The 22753-nt window shown below is 68.0% G+C and carries 20 protein-coding genes and 1 tRNA gene; 15 read left to right on the top strand and 6 right to left on the bottom strand.

Annotated elements, in window-relative coordinates; all coding sequences use genetic code 11:
• Positions 1-2: 2 nt before the first annotated feature.
• The 6 genes from NY1_RS43925 to NY1_RS36615 all read left to right on the top strand — a co-directional run bounded on the left by NY1_RS43925 (position 3) and on the right by NY1_RS36615 (position 4936).
• On the top strand, positions 3-161 hold the full coding sequence (locus NY1_RS43925) for a hypothetical protein (protein ID WP_169815458.1): 159 nt from the start codon (positions 3-5) through the stop codon (positions 159-161).
• Positions 158-661: a hypothetical protein gene (locus tag NY1_RS36635; RefSeq protein WP_157762712.1), complete on the top strand. Its 504-nt coding sequence runs from the start codon at positions 158-160 to the stop codon at positions 659-661. The genes NY1_RS43925 and NY1_RS36635 overlap by 4 nt, the downstream gene beginning before the upstream one ends.
• 87 nt (positions 662-748) lie before the next feature.
• Complete coding sequence (locus tag NY1_RS36630) at positions 749-1189, top strand: nitroreductase family deazaflavin-dependent oxidoreductase (RefSeq protein WP_067721772.1); 441 nt, start codon at positions 749-751, stop codon at positions 1187-1189.
• A gap of 228 nt (positions 1190-1417) precedes the next feature.
• Positions 1418-4147 (top strand): sensor histidine kinase, encoded by a 2730-nt coding sequence (locus NY1_RS36625; RefSeq protein WP_233434647.1) that lies wholly within the window; start codon positions 1418-1420, stop codon positions 4145-4147.
• A 13-nt stretch (positions 4148-4160) separates the two neighbouring features.
• Entirely contained in the window at positions 4161-4565 is a 405-nt protein-coding gene (locus NY1_RS36620) for a roadblock/LC7 domain-containing protein (protein WP_067721770.1), read from the top strand.
• The gene (locus NY1_RS36615; protein ID WP_067721769.1) at positions 4562-4936 is read left to right on the top strand and encodes a DUF742 domain-containing protein; all 375 of its coding nucleotides are present in this window, start codon (positions 4562-4564) and stop codon (positions 4934-4936) included. The genes NY1_RS36620 and NY1_RS36615 overlap by 4 nt, the downstream gene beginning before the upstream one ends.
• A gap of 46 nt (positions 4937-4982) precedes the next feature.
• On the opposite strand, the gene NY1_RS36610 is transcribed toward NY1_RS36615, so the two are convergent.
• Positions 4983-6938, bottom strand: a complete 1956-nt coding sequence (locus NY1_RS36610) for a GMC family oxidoreductase N-terminal domain-containing protein (protein ID WP_067721768.1) — start codon at positions 6936-6938, stop codon at positions 4983-4985.
• 227 nt (positions 6939-7165) lie between these two features.
• Between NY1_RS36610 and NY1_RS36605 the strand changes: the two genes are divergently transcribed.
• Positions 7166-7408 carry a hypothetical protein gene (locus NY1_RS36605; protein WP_067721767.1) on the top strand — a complete coding sequence of 81 codons (243 nt, stop codon included), beginning with the start codon at positions 7166-7168 and terminating at the stop codon, positions 7406-7408.
• Between the two features lie 84 nt (positions 7409-7492).
• On the opposite strand, the gene NY1_RS36600 is transcribed toward NY1_RS36605, so the two are convergent.
• From NY1_RS36600 to NY1_RS36590, 3 genes are read right to left on the bottom strand one after another with little or no spacing between them, the layout of a single operon-like run.
• A complete protein-coding gene (locus NY1_RS36600; protein ID WP_369690470.1) occupies positions 7493-9082 on the bottom strand; it encodes a PH domain-containing protein in 1590 nt (529 codons plus the stop codon).
• Complete coding sequence (locus NY1_RS36595) at positions 9079-9585, bottom strand: PH domain-containing protein (protein WP_067721766.1); 507 nt, start codon at positions 9583-9585, stop codon at positions 9079-9081. Before NY1_RS36595 ends, NY1_RS36600 begins: the two co-directional genes overlap by 4 nt.
• A gap of 45 nt (positions 9586-9630) precedes the next feature.
• Positions 9631-11130 (bottom strand): NHL repeat-containing protein, encoded by a 1500-nt coding sequence (locus NY1_RS36590; RefSeq protein WP_157762709.1) that lies wholly within the window; start codon positions 11128-11130, stop codon positions 9631-9633.
• A gap of 251 nt (positions 11131-11381) precedes the next feature.
• Between NY1_RS36590 and NY1_RS36585 the strand changes: the two genes are divergently transcribed.
• The 7 genes from NY1_RS36585 (at position 11382) to NY1_RS36555 (ending at position 20065) form a co-directional block, all read left to right on the top strand.
• Positions 11382-13985: a bifunctional FO biosynthesis protein CofGH gene (locus NY1_RS36585; protein WP_067721765.1), complete on the top strand. Its 2604-nt coding sequence runs from the start codon at positions 11382-11384 to the stop codon at positions 13983-13985.
• A gap of 111 nt (positions 13986-14096) precedes the next feature.
• Positions 14097-14423, top strand: a complete 327-nt coding sequence (fdxA, locus tag NY1_RS36580) for a ferredoxin (protein ID WP_067721764.1) — start codon at positions 14097-14099, stop codon at positions 14421-14423.
• 6 nt (positions 14424-14429) lie between these two features.
• Complete coding sequence (dapC, locus tag NY1_RS36575; RefSeq protein ID WP_233434646.1) at positions 14430-15536, top strand: succinyldiaminopimelate transaminase; 1107 nt, start codon at positions 14430-14432, stop codon at positions 15534-15536.
• Positions 15537-15609: 73 nt separating this feature from the next.
• Positions 15610-15683, top strand: a tRNA-Asp gene (locus NY1_RS36570).
• Between the two features lie 148 nt (positions 15684-15831).
• A complete protein-coding gene (locus tag NY1_RS36565; protein ID WP_233033212.1) occupies positions 15832-17430 on the top strand; it encodes a GMC oxidoreductase in 1599 nt (532 codons plus the stop codon).
• A 53-nt stretch (positions 17431-17483) separates the two neighbouring features.
• Entirely contained in the window at positions 17484-19121 is a 1638-nt protein-coding gene (pruA, locus tag NY1_RS36560; RefSeq protein WP_067721761.1) for an L-glutamate gamma-semialdehyde dehydrogenase, read from the top strand.
• A gap of 44 nt (positions 19122-19165) precedes the next feature.
• Positions 19166-20065, top strand: coding sequence for a proline dehydrogenase family protein (locus NY1_RS36555; RefSeq protein ID WP_084536043.1), 900 nt, complete (start codon positions 19166-19168; stop codon positions 20063-20065).
• Between the two features lie 68 nt (positions 20066-20133).
• Here NY1_RS36555 and NY1_RS36550 read toward each other — a convergent pair whose 3' ends face one another.
• Positions 20134-21000, bottom strand: a complete 867-nt coding sequence (locus NY1_RS36550) for an oxygenase MpaB family protein (RefSeq protein ID WP_067721759.1) — start codon at positions 20998-21000, stop codon at positions 20134-20136.
• A gap of 147 nt (positions 21001-21147) precedes the next feature.
• Between NY1_RS36550 and NY1_RS36545 the strand changes: the two genes are divergently transcribed.
• The gene (locus tag NY1_RS36545; RefSeq protein ID WP_067721758.1) at positions 21148-21780 is read left to right on the top strand and encodes a TetR/AcrR family transcriptional regulator; all 633 of its coding nucleotides are present in this window, start codon (positions 21148-21150) and stop codon (positions 21778-21780) included.
• Here NY1_RS36545 and NY1_RS36540 read toward each other — a convergent pair whose 3' ends face one another.
• Positions 21781-22629, bottom strand: a complete 849-nt coding sequence (locus tag NY1_RS36540) for an oxygenase MpaB family protein (RefSeq protein WP_084536033.1) — start codon at positions 22627-22629, stop codon at positions 21781-21783. It lies immediately after the preceding gene.
• Between the last annotated feature and the right edge of the window lie 124 nt (positions 22630-22753).

Here is a 22753-nt window from a genome sequence, read left to right as displayed (position 1 = left end):
GCATGTACAACTGGGATCTGCAGAATGCGATCGCGGCATTCGTCGAGAGCCAGCGGCCCAACTTCCCGGCGCAACACGAGCTGTACCTGTCGGTGCTGTACGCGTTCGTCGATATGCAGAGCCACCTGCTGACCCTCCTCGGCTTCCCCCCGGTCGCGTGACGACGGCCGTCAGCGCCTCCGAGCGCACCGAGTCGCCGTTCGACGCGCCGCCGCTGCGCGGCTGGCTCAATGCCGCCATCGCCGGGCTGCTGGTGCTCGACGCCCTGGTGACGCTGGTGCTCGAAGTGCTCTTCCTGCCGATCTATGCCGGGCAGTCCAAGCTGAACGAACCGCAGCAGCTGCTGGCCGCGGCGTCCTCGCTGGCATCGGGCGTGACCGAGGGCGCGGTGCCGCTGCCGTTCACGGCGCTGGCGGCGGCGGTGATCAATGTGGCGCTGGTGGCCGGGATGGCGGTGGTGTCGCCGCGGATCTCGGTGATGGTGCTGCCGTTGACGGCCTGGACGCTCGGGTTCCTGGTGCTGGCCAGCAGCGGGCCGGGCGGCGACATGATGCTGATGAGCGATTGGCCGACTCTGCTGCTGTTCGTGTGCGGGCTCTTCCCGGCCGGGCTGTACCTGTATTGGCGCGCCACGTCCGGATTCGGTTCGCCCGCACGCTGATTCGCCGCTGTGCCGCTCGTCGCATCGCGGTCGGGTTCGCCCTCCACCGATGGCATGCTGGTGGCCGGGGGACGAAGGAGAGATGCGATGACGGGTTCGGCTCAGGATGTGGCGCGGCGGTTCCGGTGGACCCGGCGGTTACAGCGCTATGTACTGAATCCGCCCATGCGCTTGCTGGTTTCGGCCGGTCTGGTGGCCGATCACGCGATCCTCGAGACGGTCGGGCGCAAGACCGGCAAGCGGCGGTTGAACGTGGTGTCGGTGAAGCCGGACGGGCAGACGCTGTGGGTGGTGTCCGAGCACGGCCGCCGGGCCGGATACGTGGCGAACATCGGTGCGCAGCCGCGGATCCGGGTGCGGTTCGGGCGGCAGTGGTATCAGGCCACGGCGACTTTGCTGCCGGAGGATGACGCGCGCGCCCGGCTGGCCGACAATTGGTCGCAGGAGTCGGCGCGGCGGGCCATCGAACGCTTCGGGACCGCGCTGATGACCATTCGGATCGACCTGGACGAACCGCTCCGACCCTAGAAGTTTCTTCCGATTCTTCCCAATTGTCGCGAATCCGTATGCGATTCGGGATGATTCCGTTACCCTCACGCGGAGGGAAGCGTGCCGAGCCGTCTCTTTGCGACAGCCCGGCACGTGGCGGGGAACGCGTTGGCTTGAGCGGGAAGATCGACTGTGGGCACTTGCCAGAATCGGCGGGAATCGCTTGACCGTCAGGCTGATTCGACCAAAGGCGCTTTCCGCGGCTGGGTGAGTGTGCGCGCCCGGCTCCTGTCGATCGTGCTCATCTCCAGCGTCACCCTGCTCGTCATCGGCAGCGGCGCGGCCATTTACCTGGTGAAATCGGCCCGCGAGGCCAAGCAGTGGGCCGAACTCGCCAGCAGCACCACCTCACCCGCGATTCTCATGGTCTCCGCCTTCGAGGAGGAGCGCCGGCTGTCGATGCTGCACCTGGCCGGTGACCCGGACGCGGCGCATCTGCTGCCCGCCGCCCGGCAGCGTTCGGACGAGGCCCTCGCGGCGGTCAAGGCCAAGGGCGATGCCGCCCGCGAACTGAATCCGAACGGCTCGGCCGGCGATATCGAGGCCTACAACAAGCTTTTCATCATGGTGCCGACGCTGCGCAACGGCGTCGACGCCCGGCAGGCACCCACCGACCAGGTCTTCGGCTTCTTCACGCAGGTGATCGGCACCATCATCTCCGCGTCCATGCTGGCCGCCCGGGTCGCGCCGGATGCCGGGATCGGGATCGAACTCGGTTACGGCGTCGAGCCTTTGCGCGCCGCCGAAGCGCTGTCGCAGGCCGACACCCTCGGCGCGGTGGCGCTGACCGCGGGCGAGCTGACCTCGGCGCAATTGCTGGAGTTCGGCCGCCTGGTCGGTGAATTCCGCGGCGAGGTGCGCTATTCCGCGTCGGTGCTGAAGGACGCCCGGCTGGCGCAGCTGAACGCGATCACCGGCGGCGCCGCCTGGCAGCAGGTGACCGCCATGCAGGACGCGGTGCTGTTGCGCGGGGCGGTCGGCGAGGACGCCGCCGAGACCGCGCCCAAGTCGCGCAGCGGCAAGGCGGTGAATCGGGCGGTGACGCTGCCGATTTCGCTGGCCGAATGGCAGGAGTCGTCCAGCCAGGTCAATGCCGCCCTGCAGAAGCTGTGGGAGGACCAGAGCCGGGACGCGCACGTCATCGCGCGCGAGCAGGGTGAGGCGGCGACCCGGGATTCGATCATCGGCGGCGCGGTCGTCGCGCTGATCGCGGCGCTGGCCTTCCTGGCGGCGCTGGTGCTGGCCAATCAGTTCATCGGCCGGATGCGCCGATTGCGCCGCGACACCCTGGAATTGGCCGACAATCGCATGCCGGAACTGATCAACCGCCTGGGCGCAGGCGAGAACGTGGACGCCGCCGCCGAGGCCGCGCGCCTGGACTACGGCACCGACGAACTCGGTCAGGTCGCCGACGCTTTCAACCGCGCGCACCTGGCGGCGGTGTCGGCCGCGGCCGGGGAGGCGCGCACCCGCGCCGGGATCAAGGCCGTGTTCCTCGATATCGCGCATCGCAGCCAGGTGGTGGTGCACCGGCAGCTGGCGCTGCTGGATCGCGCCGAACGCGAGGAGAGCAATGCCGAACAGCTCGAATTGCTGTTCCAGCTCGACCATCTCGCGACCCGGGCGCGCCGCAATGCCGAGAACCTGATCATTCTCGGCGGCGAGCAGCCCGGCCGCCGCTGGCGCAGCCCGGTGCCGCTGCTGGAAGTGGTGCGCGGCGCCATCACCGAGAGCCTCGATTACACCCGGCTGGAGCCCGGCCGCATTCCCGACGTGCGCATCGCCAGCCACGCCGTCGCCGACGTCATCCATCTGCTGGCCGAACTCACCGACAATGCCACCGCCTGTTCGCCGCCGGAATCGCCCGTCACGGTCACCGCGACCATCGTCGGGCGCGGGGTGGCCGTCGAGGTGATCGATCAGGGGCTCGGCATGACGGAAGCCGAATTCGCCGAACACAATGCGGCCCTGTCGAATCCGCCGGAATTCAGCGTCGCCGCATTGTCCGGCAACACCCGCCTGGGCCTGTTCGTGGTCGCGAAACTCGCTGCCCGGCACGGTATCTCGGTCAAACTGATCGAATCCGTGTACGGCGGCGTCCGCGCCGTCGCCCTGATCCCCTCGTCGCTGCTGATCGGTGACGGCGTCGGCGCCCAGCCACCCGCCCCCGGCTCGCCCGTCACCACCGTCCTGCCCGTCGTCGGCGTCGCCTCCACCAACGGCGCCGCACACGCCATGGGCGATCCGTTCGCGGCCAATGGCGAGGCCTGGTCCGCCAACGAGGCATGGTCGGCCGCCAACGGTGTGGCCGGTGGTGATACCGCATGGCAGTCGTCCGCGTCGTTGCCCCCGGGTGCTCCCGCCCCCGAGAGCCCGACGGTCCGGATTCCGAACGGCATCGAATGGCCGTCTCCCACCTCGGAAGTCGATGCGACACCGGTGCGCCGCTTCCCCGCGCCGTATGTGCCCGCGGACGATGAGCCGTTCTTCACCCCGACCTCCGATACCTACCCGCCCATGCCGACGCGTTTCCAGCCGGATCGCCCCGCGTCCACGTCCGTGGGTTTCTCCGATCCGGTGTCGGGCGCGCCGATTCGTTTCCCGGATGCGTACCCGCCGATCTGGGATTCGCACGCGGACGTTCCGGTGCAGGACATCGATATCGATCCGGCCCTGTCCGGTCCGCTGCCGAATTCCATTCCGGCGCTGCGGGCCGCGCGCTATGCCGCCGGGATGCCGGCTCCGGCCGAGCGCCCGGATCTGCCGCGCCGCCAGCGCGCCGCCTTCGGCGACGCCGATCCGGCCGAGCCGGAGGCGACCGGCGCGCCGCGCCTGCGTTCGGCGGAGGAGGCCCGCAAGCGGATGAGCGCGATCTCGAAGGGTTCGCGGCAGGGCCGCCGCCCGCTCAGCGACACAGATTCGAAACCGACGGATTGACGAGAAGGCGACAATGACCACTTCCCACCGGATCGACCTCGGCTGGCTGCTCGACGAATTGGTCAACGGGCTCGCCGACGCCCAAGCGGCGGTGCTGCTGTCCACCGACGGCCTGCTACTCGGCTTCTCCCAGGGTCAGGATCGCGCGGACGCCGAGCGCTTCGGCGCCATGGCCTCCGCGCTGCACAGCCTGGCCCGCAGCGCCGGACAGCATTTCAAGGCGGGCGGCGTCTGCCAGACCGTGGTGGAACTCGATCAGGCGGTGCTGTTCGTCACCGCCGCGGGCACCAATACCTGCCTGGCGCTCTTGGCCGCGGAGACAGCGGATCTCGGCCTGGTGGCGTTCGAGGTGAATCAGACTGTGCAGCGCGTCGGCGCGCATCTGACCGCGGACCCGCGGACCCACGACCGACCATGAGCGATTCGCGCGAGCACTGGTACGAGGACGAGGCGGGCCCGCTGGTTCGTCTCTACGCCGTGACGCGCGGTCGCGGCCGGGCGCAGCGGCCCGATCTGGATCTGACCACCCTGGTGGTGGACGCCGGTTTCGCCTCCGCGCTGAAGCGGCCCGAACCCGAATACGCGGCGCTGCTGCGGCTGTGCCGGGGCCCGCTGTCGGTGGCGGAGGTGGCGGCGCACATGGGGCTGCCGCTCACTTTGACCAGGGTGCTGGTCGGCGATCTGATCGACGACGGGCTGCTGGTCTTCCGATCGCCGCCGCCCGCCACCGACCATGCCTTCGACACTGGGCTGCTGTACGCGGTCCTGGAAGGCATCCGGTCCCTCTGAACGCTCGGATTCGCCGCTCGCGCAGCGGGATCCGGATGCCGATAACTCAACTCAACCGCGCGGCCAGGCGTTTGGCGTTCATATAGGCGATGGCCTCGATGGACACCATCGGATTCACGCCGGGCGCGGTCGGGAAGCTGGAACCGTCCGCGACCACGATATTGGCGACATCCCAGGTGGCGCCGTCCGGATTGGTGGCCGACAGCTCCGGCGAACCGCCCATGCGCGCCGACCCCATGATGTGCAGCGCGCCCATCGCGCACTGCCCCGGCCCGTATCCGGCGGCCTTGGCGGCGGCGTCGAACTCGTCGATGGACCCCCGCACGCCCGGTTCGTAGGACACTCTGGCCTGATGCCCCGAGACGATGCGTTGCGCGCCCGCCGCTTCCAGGATCTTCGCCGCGCCGACGATGCCGGTGTGCAGGTGCCCGGCGTCGTAGTCGGACAGCTTGTACTTGACGATGGCCTCCCCGGCCTTGTCGATGCTCACGGTCCCCGGATCCCGGTCCCGGGTGATGATCCCGATGGCGTCCGAGCGTGCGAAGTCCAGCATGGTGGCCCGGTGCGCCGCCGCCCCGCGCCAGCTCAGGAACCCGGTGGCCAGACCCGGATGGATCGGCCCGGTCTCGTAGATCACGCCGTAGCCGTTGCCGTCCAGGTCGGCGTGCTCGCGGCTGATCCGGGTCTGCAGCCCGCCCTCCCAGCCCCGGATCTCCTCGTCGAAGACGCCGAACACCGCGGCGGCCGGATGCAGCCGTAGGTAACGCCCGATGTTCTTGTTGCGCAATCCGGATCGCTTCAGCAGCGCCGGCGTCTGGATGGCCCCGGCCGCCACCACGACCGCGCGAGCGCGCACCGTGATCTCCGCGCCGTCGGCGGTGCGCGCCGAAACCGCTTCCGCGCGACCGTTCTTCACCTCGATCTTGCGCACATCGGCGTCCACCACCAGGCGTGCGCCGCTCGCGGCGGCATCGGCGAGCCAGGTCTTGGTGGTCGACTGCTTGGCGCCCAGCCGGCACCCGTACCCGCACCGCCCGCATTCGACGCCCGCGTCACAGGCGTCGGACACATTGCGCGGCAAGGTATCCAGATCCCAGCCCAGCGCCAGCGCGCCCCGCTCGAGCACGGCATCGCGCTTCGAGAGCGGGGAGCGTTCGACATTGACCCCGATGCGCTTGCTCACCTGTGCGAGCGCGTCCCCGTATTCGTCCTCCGCGAACTGCTTCGCCCCGAGCTCCGCCCATTCCTGCCGCACCCGGTCCGGGGTGGGCAGCGAGGTGCTCCAGTTGACGACGGTGCCGCCGCCCAGGCAGCTGCCGGACACCAGGGTGATCTGCCCCTCGGCGGATCCGGGCGGGCCCGCCGCGTACAGCGAGGTCAGTCCCGCCAGTTCGCCGCCGCCGAAATCCTGGTCGTCGTAATAGTTTCCGCGTTCCAGCACGATCACGTCGAGCCCGGCCGCCGCCAGTACCGCGGCCGCGGTGCCGCCGCCCGCCCCCGAGCCGACGATCACGACATCGCAAGTGAGCGTGGTGGATTCGGTGTAGCGCAGCGGCGCGAGCGCGGGCTTGGGCGCGGTCTGCAACGGCCCGGCCGGCGCGGGGTACCCGATCTCCTTCCAGAGCGGATTGGTGCCGGTGGGCCCGGGGGTGACGTTGTAGGCCAGCAGCGCCGCCTGCTTGAGCGCCTGGAAGATGGCGCGCACCGGGGCGAGCCCGGAGTCCCCGAGCCGCAGCAGTGCTTTCTCCCGCTGCTCCTGCGACAGAGTGGAGAACTTGCGTGGGCCACTGCCGGTGAGCAGCCCGGTGAGCCGCGAGTCCCACAGCCCGAGCAACATGGCCAGCTGCTTCTGCTCCGCTTCCCGGGGATTGCGCCCCAGAATCTGGAAGATGGTGTCGACGGCGCCGAGTTCGGTCGCCGCCGGCAGGGTCAGCCCGTCACCCGGCAGGAACGTATCGCAGATCATGCCCAGTGCGGCACGCTGCTGCGCCGTAGGCTCCATGAAGAATCCACCCTTCTCAATGCTCGGTGATTTCTACCACAGTAGGCCGAATCTCCGCTCACTTTCTAGCGGTCTGTTCAGCTCAAAGAGCCTGAATGGCACGTGAATTGGCAATTACATCGGCCCGTACTGGAACACGTTCACGATTTGTTCACAGTGCCCTCGCTGTAATTGCTTCCGTACCGGTCACCGGAGGGTCGGCCGGTCGGGATCAGGAAGGGAAGCTTATGAAGAAGTTCGCTGCCGTTATCGCAATTTCGGCCGGTCTGGCCGGTTTGTCCATGGGTACCGCGCACGCCGAGGAGCTGATCGGCAACGGCAACTACGGCACCCTCGAGGCGTGCGACATCGACGGTTCGAAGGGCTCGTGGGTGGGCCCCAACGGCCAGCAGATCACCGGTGACGCGGGCTGGTGGTACCAGTGCCAGCAGCACGACGACGGCCTGTGGTACGTCCACCTCTTCCGCTGAGTTTCCACATTCCTTGCGCAGCGGTCGAAACCCGAAGGCCCCGGTGGGTTTCCCCACACCGGGGCCTTCGGGCATTTCCGGCGGCTAGCGGCCCAGTTGGCCGGGCGTGACGGATTCGATGAGCTCCCAAGCCTTTTCGAGCGGCAGATCGATGACGTGGTAGCGCTTCTTGCCGGCGGCGGAGGCGGCCACCACGGTGGCCAGGCCGGCGCGGCGCTGGAAGAAGGACTGACGCACCGTCCAGCCGATCACGCCGGGCGCTTCCAGGCAGTCGCGATCGCGGTCCAGGGAGCCGCTGCGGGTGACCAGCCAGGCCGGATGGCCGGGCGCGGCCGGGATCACGGCGTGGCCCAGGCCGCGGTAGCGGTCCCAGGCCAGTGCCGTTGCGACAGCGGCGATTACGGCCAGCAGCGCCCAGATCCAGGACGGAATGTGGTTTCCGGCAAGTGATATGGCGATGGGGGCCACCGCGAGCAGTGCGACCGGGCCGAGCGCGCGGGTATAGCGCCGGCGCCGCGCGGCCGGACCGTGCCGGAGCAGTTCCACGGTGACCGGGGGCGGCGGCGCGAGCCCGGCGGGAGCGGGGCCGCCGTCGAGCACCGCCTCGTCGTCCAGCAGATGCGCGAGCGTGTGATCGACCGCCGCGCGCGGAGCCTGGGGGAGCAGCTTCTGGCGCGGATCGGTGCCGGTCATGATGGCCTCGAGCTCGGCGGCCCCGGCCAGGCGCAGCAGCAGCGGTTCGTTGACCGTCGCGCCGCGCAATCGCGCCAGGTCCAGGGTGGTCTGGCGGGTGGTGAACAGGCCGTGCCGCAGATGCAGGGTCTTGCCGTCGTCGACGACCCGCAGCCCGTACCAGGTGGCCAGGTAGCGGGCGCACGCCACCAAGCTGACGAACACCACCAGCGCCACGATGAGCAGTGCGATGAACAGGGCGATCGCCCGCGCACCGCTGTCCTCCACGCCGCGCACCGTGCTGGATTCGAAGATGAGGTCGGCGATCCCGTACTGGAAGGCCAGGCCCACGATCGGCGCGATGATGGCGAATCCGGTCAGCGACAGCGGCGCGAAACGCACCCAATCCGGCCGCCAGTGCGCGATCTCCACCGGTGCGTGACCGTTGGGCGGCTGTGCCGCAGCGGGTTCGGTGAGGTCGACGCCGGTATCGCCGCCCGGTGTACTCGTAACCGGTTGCGCCCCGGCGGATTCCGGCGACTGCTGAGTATGCGCCAGCAGCGCCGTCCGCAATTCCGGCACCAGCCGCGCGTCCAGGGAATCCAATTTGAACTGGTCCCCGCGCTCGGCCTGCTGCCCGGTGCCGATGGACAGCACCGCCAGCCCCAGCGCCCGGTGCAGCAGATCGGCTTCCACGTCCACCGACCGCACCCGGGTGCGCGGCACCGAAAGTCGTTTGCGCTGCAGCAATCCCGTGCGCAGCTCGACATTGTCGCGGGTGATCCGATAGGTGGTGGTGAACCAGCGCGTCACCGCCAGCACGATGATGATCCCCACCACCCCGAGGCTCCACATCGGATTGTCGCTGCGCGCACCGGCGATGAGGGTGGCCAGCAGTACCGGAATGAACCGGATCAGCTCGGTGATCGGATGCACCAGCAGCATGCGCCGATCCAGCCGCTGCCAGCCCCCGGCCACGGAGGCGTCGGTCAGCTCGCTCACGTGGCGTCACCCCGATGCCGGGCGGCGATCTCGGTGAGCTGGGTGACGGTCTGCCGCGCGTCCTCCAACTGCAACGCGCTGATGTGCACGGCCCCCGCCGACGACGCGGTCGTCACGGTGACGGTCGCCAGCCCGAGCAATCGCTCCAGCGGCCCGCGATACGTATCCACCGTCTGCACCCGCGTGATCGGCGCGACCCGGCTCTCCTGGGTCAGCCACCCCGTCCGGGTGTACACGGCCTCATCGGTGATCTCCCACCGATGCACCGCGTACCGCCACAGCGGCACCACCCCGATGCTGAATGCGGCTGCGACGACCGCGATTCCGAGAATGATCAGCTGAACGGTCCGCCGGTCGGGATCGAGAACCATCCAGACCAGCAGGCCGATCAGTGGAAAGACCCACGACAGCGCGGCACTGACGGCCCACAGCAGTTTGGCGCGCGGACTGGGCCGCCGCGCGGGTTCGGCCAGAATCCCGCCCGGGGCGGTGCGGTCGGACATAGACCACATGCTTGCATGATTCCGACCGCCCGGGCGGGACATAGATCAACGAGGCGTGATCCGGAAGAGTCCGCTCAGCGTGCCCTGGTACTGCACGCGGCCGGGTGCGATGGTGCCGACCATCTGCAAGGTGTCGTGGACGGTGGTGCCGCCCATGAAGCGTTCGGATTCGAGTTTGCCGGTGGCGGCGTCGATTACGGCGAAGCGGTAGGTGTCGGCGATGCCGCTCGCACTCCCGCTGCCGCTACCGCTGTCGGCGCTGCCGGAATCCGCGCTGCCGGAGGGCAGGTCCGCGCTGCCGCTGCCGAGCAGTCCGCGCCGGGTGACCGTGTAGATCTTGCCGTCCGCCACCGACAGTCGCGGCACCGCGGACGAGCGCACCGTATTCGTCCACATCACCGTGCATCCGGAGCCGGTGACGTCGATGCGGGTCATGCCGCCGGTGAAGGACGCGCTGGCGGGCTGGCTGGGTCCGGCGTTCGCGGGCAATTGCGGATAGGGGTAGCCGTAGGTGCTGGCGACGAAGAGGCTGTTGCCCGAGCCGATGGGCGAGTTCTCGGTGCCGTCGATGGCCGGGACCGAGCAGACGGTGCGCCCGGTGCCCGTCTCGTAGACGAGCAGGTTCTCCTTGCCCGCCGCATTGTCGGTGATGGCCAGGTATTCGGTGCCGCTGCCGGGCCCGAAGAAGGTGGGCGTGGCGCCCGTGCCCCAGCTCAGCTGGCCGGGCTTGCGCGCCGGACCCCGGTCGTACGCCTGCCGCCAGAGCACGCGCGGGTTGCCGCTGCCGTCGGCGTCCACCAGGTACAGCGCGTGCGAGGTGGCGATCGCGACGCCCTGCGGCGCAGTGGAAATGCTGTTGGCCACGGTTTCCCCGGGACCGAGCACGATCGACTTGGCCACCCCGTCCAGCCCGACGAATCCGGCGGCGGCATTGTCGGTGGCGAACCACACCCGCCCGTCGAAGTCGGCCATGACCGAGCTGACCGCATCGCAGCTGCCGCCGCCGCAGTGCCCGGTAACGGCCTGCGACACATCGGTCTTCGAGGCGATGCTCAGCTTCCAGCCGCCGTCCGGCCCGCGCTGATGCCCGACGCGCAGCAGGTTCCCGCTGCCGTCCACGGTGACCATCCGGTCCTGATCGTCGAGGTAGGCGTACACACCGCCGAGCAGGCTGCCCTTGGTGAGGTCGAGGGAGGCCAGGGTATTGCCGGTATTCGGGTCCAGCAGCAGCACTTCCGGGGCCCGGTCCACGATCTTGGTGCACAGCGCCTGCGGCAGTCCGTCCGCGCCTTGCAGGATCGTCGGGCAGGCGGCGGCCAGTTCGTGGAAGTCGGCCTTGATATCGCCGGTGCCGGGTCCGGCCAGGGGCGTGCTGTCGGAGGATTCGGCATCGCCGTGCATGGTCGCCGTGCCGAGCGGACCGAGATACGGATTGGCCGGCGGCAGGGGCCCGAAGGCCGCGGACGCGGAGGTGGTGGCAATGGTCAGCAGCAGCGACGCGCCGAGGGCGGCGGTCGCGGTGGCGCGGCTCAGGCGTAGGAGCACGGGACCTCGATTTGAATATTCGTATCGATGGATGCGAGTAATCGCACAGTGCGATCACCGTAGAAGAGCGGCCCGCCGGTGGCAAGCATTGGGATCGGTGAGCGGAAATTAATCGGAGAACCGCCCGCCGTCGCGCATATCCACCGGCGATGCGGAAGGATTATCGAGACGGGCGCAGTGGAATATGCTGCCGCAGCGCCGGGTTGCCAGCTCTTATGGCACCCGAGTCGGACCAGCCGAATGGATGGCGCATGATCGATGGCGTGACGGACCTAGCGAACCCGAGCCTGCCTCCGAACCCGCCCAGTGAGTCGGCGATGCGCCGGGCACTGCGCCGGGCTCGCGATGGAGCGACGCTCAACCTCGATGAGGCGGTGGTGCTGCTGCACGCCAGGGGTGCGCATCTGGAAGATCTGACCACCTCCGCCGCGCGGGTCCGCGATGCCGGACTGCGGGAAACCGGATACGCCGGTGACCCCTTGCCGATCACCTATTCGCGCAAGGTCTTCATCCCGCTCACCCACCTGTGCCGCGACAAGTGTCACTACTGCACCTTCGTCACCGTCCCCGGCAAGCTGCGTGCCGAGGGCCGCGGCATGTACCTGGAACCCGACGAGGTCCTGGAGATCGCCCGCAAGGGCGCCGAACTGGGTTGCAAGGAAGCGCTTTTCACCCTCGGGGACCGTCCCGAGGAACGCTGGCCCGAGGCCCGCCAGTGGCTCGACGAACGCGGCTACGACTCCACCCTGGACTACGTGCGCGCCATGTCGATTCGCGTACTGGAGGAGACCGGCCTGCTGCCGCACCTGAATCCGGGTGTGATGACCTGGGCGGAACTGTCCCGCCTCAAGCCGGTCGCCCCGTCCATGGGCATGATGCTGGAGACCACCTCCACCCGCCTGTTCACCGAACCCGGCCAGGCGCACTACGGCAGCCCGGACAAGGATCCGGCGGTCCGGCTGCGCGCGCTCACCGACGCGGGCAGGCTCTCGGTCCCGTTCACCACCGGCATCCTGGTCGGGATCGGCGAGAACCTCACCGAACGCGCCGAGTCGATCATGGCGATCCGCAAGGCGCACAAGGCTTTCGGGCACGTGCAGGAGGTGATCGTGCAGAACTTCCTGGCCAAGCACGACACCGCCATGCGCAACACCCCCGACGCCGATCTCGAGGAGTTCCGCGCCACCATCGCCGTGGCGCGCCTGCTGCTCGGCCCCAAGATGCGCATCCAGGCGCCGCCGAACCTGGTGTCCCTGGACGAATGCCGCGCGCTCATCGACGCGGGCATCGACGACTGGGGCGGGGTGTCGCCGCTGACTCCCGACCATGTGAACCCGGAACGGCCCTGGCCGAACCTGGAGGTGCTGGCGCAGGTCACCGCCGACGCCGGCTACGTACTCACCGAGCGCCTGACTGCGCACCCGAAATACGTGCTGGCGGGCCATCCTTGGATCGATCCGCGCGTCTCCCGGCATGTGGCGGCGCTCGCCGATCCGGTGACCGGCCTGGCCCGCGAGGTCAATCCGGCCGGGCTGCCGTGGCAGGAACCCGATCACGACTGGGAGTCGGTCGGCCGCGTCGATCTCAATACCGCCATCGACACCGAGGGCCGGAACACCGAGTCCCGCAGCGATTCCGGGCTCGTCGACGATGCCCTGGGCGCGTTCGGCGACTGGGAGACCATTCGCGAACAGGTGAACGAGCTGGCCGCCGCCGCGCCGGAACGCTTCGACTCCGATGTGCTGGCCGCCCTGCGCGCCGCCGAGAAGGATCCGGCCGGGCTGTCCGACGAGCAGTACCTGGCGCTGGCCACCGCGGACGGCCCGGCGCTGGAAGCGATCACGGCCTTCGCCGATCAGCTGCGCCGCGACACCAACGGCGACGATGTCACCTACATCGTGAACCGGAACATCAACTTCACCAATATCTGCTACACCGGTTGCCGCTTCTGCGCTTTCGCCCAGCGCAAGGGCGACGCCGACGCCTTCACACTGAGCGCGTCCGAGGTCGCCGACCGCGCCTGGGAGGCGTACGTCGAAGGCGCGACCGAGATCTGCATGCAGGGCGGCATCGATCCCGAACTGCCGGTGACCGGGTACGCCGACCTGGTGCGGGCCATCAAGGCGCGGGTGCCGTCCATGCACGTGCACGCGTTCAGTCCCATGGAAGTCGTCAATGGGGCTTCTCGAGGTGGGCAGAGCATTCACGACTGGCTGGCCGCGCTGAAAGAGGCCGGGCTGGACAGTATTCCGGGCACCGCCGCCGAGATCCTCGACGACGAGGTGCGCTGGGTGCTGACCAAGGGCAAACTGCCCACCTCGGCCTGGGTGGAGGTCATCACCACCGCCCACAAGCTGGGCATTCGCTCCAGCTCGACCATGATGTACGGGCATGTGGACAACCCGAAGCACTGGGTCGGCCACCTCAATGTGCTGCGCGGAATCCAGGACGAGACAGGCGGATTCACCGAATTCGTGCTGCTGCCGTTCGTGCACCAGAGCGCCCCGCTCTACCTCGCCGGCGCGTCCCGGCCCGGTCCCACGGTGCGCGACAATCGCGCCGCCCACGCGCTCGCGCGCATCATGTTGCACGGGCGGATTCACAATATTCAGACCAGCTGGGTGAAACTGGGAACCAAGGGCACCCAGTTGATGCTCAACGGCGGCGCCAACGACCTCGGCGGCACGCTCATGGAGGAGACCATCTCCCGCATGGCCGGTTCCGAACACGGATCCGCCAAGACGGTCGCGGAACTGACGGAGATCGCGTCGGGCATCGGCCGTCCGGTGCGCCAGCGCACCACCACCTATGGCGTACCGCCGCATCGGAGCCCGGTTTCGCTGTCGGTCGGCTGAGCCCCGCCCGAGCAAGTTAGGGCAGGCTGACCAGAGGTAATGTGTTCGGACCGGGATACTGTTTCGCGGGGCGGAGTATCCCGCATGTGAGGACAGACTAGGAGAGCGGCAGTGCCGTACATCATCGCTGAACCGTGCGTTGACGTGAAGGACAAGGCGTGCATCGAAGAATGCCCCGTGGACTGCATCTACGAGGGCGGCCGCATGCTGTACATCCAACCGGACGAGTGCGTGGACTGTGGTGCATGTGAACCGGTCTGCCCGGTGGAGGCCATCTTCTACGAAGACGACACCCCGGATCAGTGGGCCGGTTACGTCAACGCCAATGTCGACTTCTTCGACGAGCTCGGTTCGCCGGGCGGTGCGACGAAGGTCGGCAAGGTCGATTTCGACCCGCCGTTCATCGCCGCGCTACCGCCGATGGCCGAAGGCGAGTAACCCAGCGTGACCGCACGTGGCCGGGTGAGCAGTCTCCTACCCGATTTCCCTTGGGACACCATCGCTTCCGTCAAGGCGAAGGCCGCTTCGCATCCGGGCGGAATCGTGGACCTGTCGGTCGGCACCCCCGTCGATCCGGTGGATCCGCTGATCCGTTCGGCGCTGGCCGCCGTGGCGGAGGTGCCCGGGTACCCGACCACGCACGGCACCGCCGAATTACGGCAGGCCGCGGTCGATGCCATGAAGCGGCGCTTCGGCATCACCGGGGTCGACCCGGCCGCCGTGCTGCCGGTGATCGGCACCAAGGAGCTGATCGCCGGGCTGCCGCGGCTGCTGGGCCTCGGCGCCGGCGACCTGGTGGTGATCCCGGAGGTCGCGTACCCGACCTACGAAGTCGGTGCGCTGCTGTCCGGTTCGCGCATCGTGCGCGCCGACGGGCTGACCCAGCTCGGCCCGGAGCGGCCCGCGCTGATCTACCTCAACTCGCCGTCGAACCCGACCGGCAAGGTGCTCGGCGTCGAGCATCTGCGCAAGGTGGTCGAATTCGCCCGCGAGCGTGGGGCGATCGTGGCGTCGGACGAGTGCTACCTCGGGCTGGTGTGGGAAGGCCGCGCGGCCTCCATCCTGGATCCCGAAGTGTGCGACGGTGATCACACCGGGCTGCTGGCCATCCACTCGCTGTCCAAGACCTCGAACCTGGCCAGCTACCGGGCAGGCTTCGTGACCGGCGATCCGGCGCTGGTGGCCGAAATGCTGGAGGTGCGAAAGCATTCCGGCATGATGCTGCCGTTCCCGATCCAGGCGGCCATGACCGCCGCGCTCGGCGACGACACCCACGAGGCGCAGCAGCGCGAGCGCTACCGGGCGCGCCGCGAGGTATTGCGAAACGCGTTGCAGGCGGCCGGTTTCCGGATCGAGAACTCCGAGGCCGGGCTGTACCTGTGGTCGACCCGGGACGAGCCGGGCCGCACCACCCTGGACTGGCTGGCCGAGCGCGGCATTCTCGCGGCTCCCGGCGAGTTCTACGGTCCCCGCGGGGCGCGGCACGTGCGCATCGCGCTGACCGCCACCGACGAGCGCATCGCGACCGCCGCCGATCGTCTGACCAGCTGATTTCATTTCGTCACGGGGGTCGTGATAGCGTCTACGACGTTGCACGGCCCGGGTGGCCGGAACAATCACGCAAGGCCCTGTGGCGCAGTTGGTTAGCGCGCCGCCCTGTCACGGCGGAGGTCGCGGGTTCGAGTCCCGTCAGGGTCGCTTGTAGAAGAGCGCACAGCTTCGGCTGTGCGCTCTTTTGCGTTCCCGCCGAACTTTTTTCGATCTTGCTCGAAAACTGACACGCGTTCTCTTCACAACATCTATAACAGGTTCTCATCGGAACTCGATGAGGAGTCTTTCAATGCGCATGACCCGCCGTGCATTCCTTGCCACCACCGGCCTCGTCGTGGGAGGTGCGGCGCTGACCCGGCGCACCCCTGCGCAGGCGCTACCCACCAAGCAGCTAGCGGATGGTGACAAGGTCCCGGCCCTGGTGATCGGCAGCGGCTACGGCGGGGCGGTCGCGGCGCTCCGGCTGGCCCAGGCCGGCATCGACGTGGCCGTGGTGGAGATGGGCATGTCCTGGTCGCAGCCCGGCTCGGACGGAAAGATCTTCTGCGGCATGCTGAAACCGGACGGGCGTTCGTTCTGGCTGCGCAACCGCACCGATCAGCCGATCAATCATTTCTCCGGCGGCGACTACAACAAGGACATCTCGCGCTACACCGGCGTGCTGGATTCCGAGCAGTTCAGCGGGATCAAGATCTACCAGGGGCGCGGGGTGGGCGGCGGCTCGCTGGTCAACGGCGGCATGGCCGTCACGCCCAAGCGCGAGAACTTCGCGAGCATCCTGCCCTCGGTGGACGCGGGCGAGATGTACAGCACCTACTACCCGCGCGCCAATGCCGCACTGGGCGTGAACAATATCGACCAGAGCTGGTTCGACAGCGCCGACTGCTACAAGTACGCGCGGGTCGGGCGCAAGCAGGCCGAGCGGTCCGGGTTCGCCTGGACCTTCGTGCCCAACGTCTACGACTTCGAGTACATGAAGAAGGAGCAGGCCAATACCGTCACCCGGTCGGCGCTCAACTCCGAGGTCATCTACGGCAACAACTACGGCAAGAACTCCCTCGACAAGACCTATCTGGCGCAAGCCGTCGCCACCGGCAAGGTCGGCATCACGGCCATGCACAAGGTCACCGCGGTCTCGCCTGCCGAGGGCGGCTACAAGGTCGAGATGAACCAGATCGACACCAGCGGCAATACCGTTGCCACCAAGGCGGTTACGGCGCAGCGGGTGTTCTTCGCGGCCGGCAGCGTCGGCACCTCCAAACTGCTGGTGGCCATGAAGGCGCAGGGCAAGCTGAAGGACCTCGCGGATTCGGTGGGGACGAACTGGGGCAACAACGGCAATGTGATGGTGGCGCGGGCCAATCACGTGTGGGACGACACCGGCAGCCTGCAGTCCTGCATTCCGTGCCTGGGCATCGACAACTGGGCCGATGCCAGCGCGCCGGTGTTCGCCGAGGTCTCGCCGATCCCGGCCGGGCTGGAGACGTTCATCAGCCTGTACCTGGCCATCACCAAGAACCCGAACCGCGGCAAGTTCACCTTCAACTCCGGCACCGGCGGGGTGGATCTGAACTGGCAGACCGCGTGGAACCAGACCAGTATCGATTCCGCCAAGAAGGTCTTCGACAAGATCAATTCCAAGGAGGGGACGATCTACCGGACCGATCTGTTCGGGCTGTACAAGACCTGGGGCGACGACTTCGCCTACCACCCGCTCGGCGGCTGCGTGCTGAACCAGTCCACCGACAATTACGGACGGCTCAACGGGTACAAGGGGCTGTACGTGATCGACGGATCGCTGATCCCGGGCAGCACCACGGTGAACCCGTTCGTCACCATTACCGCCCTGGCAGAACGCAATATCGAGAACATCGTGGCCAATGACCTGAAGTAGCGCCGGGGCGCGCCGTGCCCGGTGAGCAGGGCCGTCCCGCGTTAGCCTGGGTTATGGACGCTGTCACGGTTGTCCCTAATCCGAGCAATGAACCGGTGCATTCCTATGCACCGGGGAGTCGCGAACGTGAACTGCTCACCGGCAGGCTCGCCGAAATCTCCTCCGGGTCCGTGGATGTGCCGCTCGTCATCGGCGGCAAACACCAGCCCGGGTCAGGCGAGCGCTTCGATATCGTCATGCCGCACCGGCACCGTCATGTTCTGGGGACCTACACCAATACGAATCACTCCGAAGCCCAGGCGGCCATCGACGCCGCCACCGCCGCCGCACCGGGCTGGCGGGCGCTGACCTTCGAGGAACGCGCGGCCGTCCTGCTGAGAGCCGCCGACCTGCTGGCCGGGCCGTGGCGGGAGACCATCGCCGCGGCCACCATGCTCGGCCAGTCGAAAACGGTGCAGCAGGCCGAGATCGACGCCCCCTGCGAGCTGGTCGACTTCTGGCGGTTCAATGTGGCCTTCGCCCGGCAGATCCTGGCGCAGCAGCCGGAATCGAGTGCGGGCGTATGGAATCGGATGGACTACCGGCCCTTGGAAGGGTTCGTGTACGCCATCACGCCGTTCAATTTCACCGCCATCGCCGGGAATCTGCCCACCGCACCGGCGCTCATGGGCAATACCGTGGTCTGGAAACCCTCACCGACGCAGACGCTTTCGGCGTTCTACACCATGCGATTGCTGGAAGCGGCGGGGCTGCCGCCCGGGGTGATCAATATGGTCACCGGCGACGGGGCGCAGCTGTCGGAGGTGGCACTGGCCGATCCGCGCCTGGCGGGCATACATTTCACTGGATCCACCCGCACCTTCCATCACCTGTGGCAGCAGGTCGCGGCGAATATCGACCGCTACCAGGGTTATCCGCGGCTGGTCGGCGAGACCGGCGGCAAGGACTTCATCGTCGCGCACTCCTCGGCCGAGCCGGATGCGCTGCGCACCGCCCTGATTCGCGGGGCCTACGAATACCAGGGGCAGAAGTGCTCGGCCGCCTCGCGCGCCTACATCGCCAAATCGGTGTGGCGGCAAATGGGGCACGAATTCCTCACCCAGGCCGAGGAACTGAGCTACGGCGATGTGTCCGACCTGTCGAATTTCGGCGGTGCGCTGATCGACAGCCGCGCCTACGACAAGAACGTGAAAGCCATCGTGCGCGCCAAGGGCAAGGGCATCGCCATACCGGCGGGCGGGGTGTACGACGACAGTGAAGGCTGGTTCGTGCGGCCCACCGTGCTGCTCAGCGACGATCCGGGCGACGAATCGTTCGGGACCGAATACTTCGGGCCGATCCTATCGGTGTACATCTACGACGACAGCCGGCCCGACGGGTTCGCGGACGTGCTGCGCCTGGTCGACACCGCCGCGCCGTACGGGCTCACCGGCGCGATCTTCGCGCGTGACCGGGAAGCCATCGAGGCAGCCTCGGCCGCACTGCGATTCACGGCGGGCAACTTCTACGTCAATGACAAGCCGACCGGCGCGGTGGTCGGACAGCAGCCGTTCGGCGGCGCGCGCGCCTCCGGGACCGACGACAAGGCGGGCTCGTATCTGAACCTGCTGCGCTGGGTCGCGCCGCGCACCCTCAAGGAGACCTTCGTGCCGCCCACCGATTACCGGTATCCGCACATGGGGGAATCGTGAATCCGCTGCGGCCGGTGATCCTGGCGGCGGCCGGATCAGCGCGCATGAAACAGGCCGTCACCAAGGTGCCGATCACGGCGGCCGTGGTGCGGCGGTTCGTGGCGGGGGAGACGCGCGCGGAACTCATCCCCGTGGTGCGGGAGCTCCTGGACAGCGGGCGCATGGTCAGCGTCGACTTCCTCGGCGAATACACCGCCGATCCGGCCATGGCGAACGCGGCGGTGGCGGAATACGTTTCGCTCATCGACGATCTGGCGGCGCTGGATCTGCCCGACGGGCCGACGCCGCGGGTGGAAGTGTCGGTGAAGCTGTCGGCGCTCGGGCAGTCGCTCGGTGAAGACGGCCCCGCCATCGCCGCGGAGAACCTGCACAAGCTGTGCGTCAAGGCGGTCGAATCCCGGGTCTGGGTGACCGTGGACGCCGAGGACCACACCACCACCGAGGACACCCTGGAAGCGGTGCGGCTGGCGCGGGCCGAATTCCCTTGGCTCGCAGTGGCATTGCAGACCTATCTGCGGCAAGCCGAGGTGCGAGCGCGGGAACTGTCGGCGTCCGGGACTCGAATCCGGTTGTGCAAGGGGGCGTATCAGGAACCGGAGTCGGTCGCGTATCAGAAGAGCTCCGACGTGGACGGCTCCTATCTGCGCTGCCTGGCGGTGCTGCTGCGCGGCGGCTGGTATCCCATGATCGCCTCGCACGATCCGGCCATGATCGAGGCGGCGCTGCGGCTCGCGGCCGAGAACAAGCGCGGCCCAGGCGATTTCGAATTCCAGATGCTCTACGGGATTCGCGATGCCGAACAACGGCGCCTGGTGGCGGAGGGGCACGCACTGCGCGTCTACGTCCCGTACGGCAACCAGTGGTACGGATATCTCATGCGCCGCTTGGCCGAACGCCCCGCCAACCTCGGCTTCTTCCTGCGCGCCCTGGCCGATCGCGGCTGAAATACAGTGCGGGCGGGCAGGAGTCCGGTTCTCCTGCCCGCCCGCACCGGCCGCTGCACGGTCCACCCCTAGACCAGCGGCCGTCCCAGGCGGCGTCGCAGCCGCATATCCGCGAGATAGAAGTTGTAGGGGAACAGGCGGAGCGGGCCGGGCAGCACCCGCCAGACCGCCGAGAGGGCGCGCAGCAGGCGGCCGAAGACGCGCTCGTCCCGCGCCGACCAGCTCATGTTCATCTCCGCCCGCAGATGCGGCGGGAGCAGCGCGGTCACGATGAAGCGATGCAGCCCGCCGAACAGCACCTGCATGGGCCAGGGCAGCATCTTCAGGTCGGCCAGCGCATTGAAGTACGTGCGGGTCGGGTCGTCGATGGTGCGTTCGGCGAGGTTCTCCTCCCAGTACGCGTAGAAGGCGTCCCGGGTCGGCGGCCACATCTCCTCGCGCATCTGCAGGGTGGTGCCGAGGCGGGCGCTGTAGCGGTAGAGGGCTTCCGCGGTCGCGGGATCCATCGGGCCGCGCATGCGGTGGATGATGTCGTCGATGCCCCAATAGATGCAGGCCGCCACCCACAGCTGCAGCTTCGGATCGAAGGCGTTGTACTTCACCGGGCTGTCGGGTTTGGTACGGATGGTGCGGTGCGAGGTGTTGACCGCCTCGCGGTAGGCCACCCGGTCCGCGTCGTCACCCATCAGGGCGACGGCGATGTAGGTGAGCGTGGTGCGCAGGCGCTTGAGCGGGTGCCGCATGATGTTGCCGCTGTGCACATCGCTCTCCATGACGCCGTAGCCGACCGGCTTCAGCGAGAGCTGCATGATCACATTGGCCGCACCGCCCAGGAAGGCGGCGACGCCGTCGATGTGCTCGCGCACGGTTTCCGGGGTCAACTCCTCGAAGTCGACCGATGGGTACTCATCGAACTTGCGCAGCGGGGCGGTCATCGTTGACACGACTCCTCGTCAGTCACTCCTCGACGATGAGGAGAGTGTGAGAATGTTCGCTTCTCACCTTCTCATCGCAATGCGGGAGTGTCAATGTGCGATGATGAGTGCCTCATCGTATCGGCGTCTGAGGAAAGGGTCCGGACCATGGCCAAGCTGGCCAAACTCCTCCCGCTCGTGCGTGAATCCGGGCCCGAGGACCGCAATCAGGCCAAGGTACTCGACGCCGCGCTGGTGGCCTTCCTGGATTTCGGAATCAAACGCACCAGCATGGTCGAGGTCGCCCGGCGCGGCGGGCTCTCGCTCGCCACCCTGTACCGGCGCTTCGCCGGCAAGAACGATCTCATCCAGGCCGTCGGGCTGCGGCAGGCGCGGCAGTTCATCGAAGACGTCGACGCCGTGGTGGCGCGGCAGATCGAATCCGACGCCTCCGCCGAGGATCAGATCGTCGAACTGTTCGTGGCGTTCCTGGCGGGGCTGCGCGGCAATCAGCTGCTGGACCGGCTGCTGCGCACCGAACCCGAGATGGTGCTGCCGTACCTGACCGTGCAGGGCGGGCCGGTCATCGAACTCGGGCGCGACTATCTGGCCGAATTCATCGCCCGCCTGCAGGCCGAAGGCAAACTGGCGCAATATGATCCGCTGCCGTTCGCGGAAATGCTCGCCCGCAATTCGCTGTCCATGGCCTTGACGCCGCAGACGGTGATTCCGCTCGACGACGAGGCGGCGCTGCGCAAATTCGCGCGCGAGCACGTGGTGCCGGGCTTCCGGATTCTCTGATCACACCAGGCGCAGGCCCAGGCGGCGGCGCAGGCGCATATCCAGCAGATAGGCGTTGAAGGGGAAGGCGCGCACGGGAGCCGGGGCGAGATCGCCGGCGGTGCCGAGGGTGCGCATGGCGCGGGCCAGCAGGCGATCCTGGCGGGGCGACCAGGTCATGCCCATCTCGTCGCGGAGATGTTGCGGGAGCAGGCCGGTGACGAAGAAGCGGTGGGTGCGGCCGAACGCCAGCTGGAACGGTCTGGGCAGCATCTTCAGGTCGATGAGATCGTCGAAGTAGGCGTGCACCTTGGGGTCGATGGTGGTTTTCGCGAGGTTCTCGGTCCAATAGCGGTCGAACGCCGCGCGATTCGCGGGCCACATCTCCGGGCGCATCTGCAGGGTGGTGCCGAAGCGCGCGGAATGGAAGTAGAAGGCGTCGGCGTCCTGCTCGTTCATCGGGCCGTGCATGCGTTCGTAGAGGTCGCGGGCGCCCCAATAGAGGCAGGCGGCCACCCAGAGCTGGAGTTTCGGGTCGAAGGCGTTGTACTTCACCTCCGCGCCGGGCTTGGAGCGGACCTGGCGGTGCTGTTCGTTCACGGCTTCGCGGTAAGCGATCTGGTCCTCTTCGTTGCCCAGCATGGCGACCGAGAGATAGGTGAGGGTGGTGCGCAATCGCTTGATCGGATGGACCACCACGCTCCCGCTGGGAACGGGACTCTCGACCACGCCGTAACCGACCGGTCGATTCGAGAGCTGCATGATCACATTCGCCGCGCCGCCCAGGAATCCGGCCGCGCCGTCGATGAATCGACGGATATCGATCGGCGGCTCTACCTCGGGCGTCGTCGCACGCAATGGGCTGGTCATCGTTGACCCCATCCTCGATGAGAAGGTTGTGCACTTACTCTCTTACCCACTCACCCCCGTGTCAACCACCGCCGCCGCTTCGCGGCTGAATCGTGAAGGCCCGCCCGCCGCAGTAGCGGCGGGC

It is taken from the genome of Nocardia yamanashiensis NBRC 100130, assembly GCF_001613325.1.
GTDB lineage: Bacteria > Actinomycetota > Actinomycetes > Mycobacteriales > Mycobacteriaceae > Nocardia > Nocardia yamanashiensis.
This window is presented reverse-complemented; position numbering and strand designations above follow the sequence as displayed.

What these genes read in the sequence shown, in the direction of transcription:
- NY1_RS43925 (WP_169815458.1), top strand. Translation starts at nt 3, where the DNA reads ATGTACAACTGGGATCTGCAGAATGCGATCGCGGCATTCGTCGAGAGC.
- NY1_RS36595 (WP_067721766.1), bottom strand. Translation starts at nt 9,585, where the DNA reads ATGTCCGACCGCACCGCCCCGGGCGGGATTCTGGCCGAACCCGCGCGG.
- pruA (WP_067721761.1), top strand. Translation starts at nt 17,484, where the DNA reads ATGGACGCTGTCACGGTTGTCCCTAATCCGAGCAATGAACCGGTGCAT.
- NY1_RS36605 (WP_067721767.1), top strand. Translation starts at nt 7,166, where the DNA reads ATGAAGAAGTTCGCTGCCGTTATCGCAATTTCGGCCGGTCTGGCCGGT.
- NY1_RS36615 (WP_067721769.1), top strand. Translation starts at nt 4,562, where the DNA reads ATGAGCGATTCGCGCGAGCACTGGTACGAGGACGAGGCGGGCCCGCTG.
- NY1_RS36540 (WP_084536033.1), bottom strand. Translation starts at nt 22,629, where the DNA reads ATGACCAGCCCATTGCGTGCGACGACGCCCGAGGTAGAGCCGCCGATC.
- NY1_RS36565 (WP_233033212.1), top strand. Translation starts at nt 15,832, where the DNA reads ATGACCCGCCGTGCATTCCTTGCCACCACCGGCCTCGTCGTGGGAGGT.
- NY1_RS36630 (WP_067721772.1), top strand. Translation starts at nt 749, where the DNA reads ATGACGGGTTCGGCTCAGGATGTGGCGCGGCGGTTCCGGTGGACCCGG.
- NY1_RS36610 (WP_067721768.1), bottom strand. Translation starts at nt 6,938, where the DNA reads ATGGAGCCTACGGCGCAGCAGCGTGCCGCACTGGGCATGATCTGCGAT.
- NY1_RS36550 (WP_067721759.1), bottom strand. Translation starts at nt 21,000, where the DNA reads ATGACCGCCCCGCTGCGCAAGTTCGATGAGTACCCATCGGTCGACTTC.
- NY1_RS36585 (WP_067721765.1), top strand. Translation starts at nt 11,382, where the DNA reads ATGATCGATGGCGTGACGGACCTAGCGAACCCGAGCCTGCCTCCGAAC.
- NY1_RS36555 (WP_084536043.1), top strand. Translation starts at nt 19,166, where the DNA reads ATGAAACAGGCCGTCACCAAGGTGCCGATCACGGCGGCCGTGGTGCGG.
- NY1_RS36620 (WP_067721770.1), top strand. Translation starts at nt 4,161, where the DNA reads ATGACCACTTCCCACCGGATCGACCTCGGCTGGCTGCTCGACGAATTG.
- NY1_RS36545 (WP_067721758.1), top strand. Translation starts at nt 21,148, where the DNA reads ATGGCCAAGCTGGCCAAACTCCTCCCGCTCGTGCGTGAATCCGGGCCC.